We start from the raw sequence: 526 nt of genomic DNA, 5'->3' as shown, positions 1-526 counted from the left end.
TCCCCGAGGCTTATCGCAGCCTCCTACGTCCTTCATCGGCTCCTGGTGCCAAGGCATCCACCGTACGCTCTTACACACTTACTAACAAAGATGCTCGCGTCCACTGTGCAGTTCTCAAACAACACACCCACCCAAACCATAATTTCAGGACCAGCACCCTCCAACGAAGGCCGGTATCTCAGAAGATCTGAGCAAGTCGTTTTGATTTCCTAGAAAGTCCAGACTCGCGCCTGTTCTTTCAGGACCCAATAGTGTGTCGGTATATCCATCGCCGGCCAGCCAAGAGACTGCCCGGAGTGCGATGAAGTCAGTCAGTGTTCCACCCATGAGCATCCGCAGCCCTACATGTGAGGACTAAACGGTCTCTGCCACAACCACATTCACCTCTGTGATGCGTCATGGAGAAGTGCTCCTTAGAAAGGAGGTGATCCAGCCGCACCTTCCGGTACGGCTACCTTGTTACGACTTCGTCCCAATCGCCAATCCCACCTTCGACGGCTCCCTCCACAAGGGTTAGGCCACCGGC

At 54.8% G+C, this 526-nt stretch carries 2 rRNA genes; both read right to left on the bottom strand.

The annotated features are described in order from the left end of the window. A 23S ribosomal RNA gene (locus C8258_RS32130) occupies positions 1-84 on the bottom strand; the annotation flags it as partial. A 333-nt stretch (positions 85-417) separates the two neighbouring features. After that, positions 418-526 (bottom strand): 16S ribosomal RNA (locus C8258_RS32125); the annotation flags it as partial.

Origin of the sequence: Nocardia sp. MDA0666 (assembly GCF_003023875.1) — a bacterium.
In the GTDB taxonomy this organism is placed as follows: Bacteria; Actinomycetota; Actinomycetes; order Mycobacteriales; family Mycobacteriaceae; genus Nocardia; species Nocardia aobensis.
The sequence above is the reverse complement of the archived record's forward strand: the minus strand, read 5'-3'. Positions and strand labels throughout refer to the sequence as shown.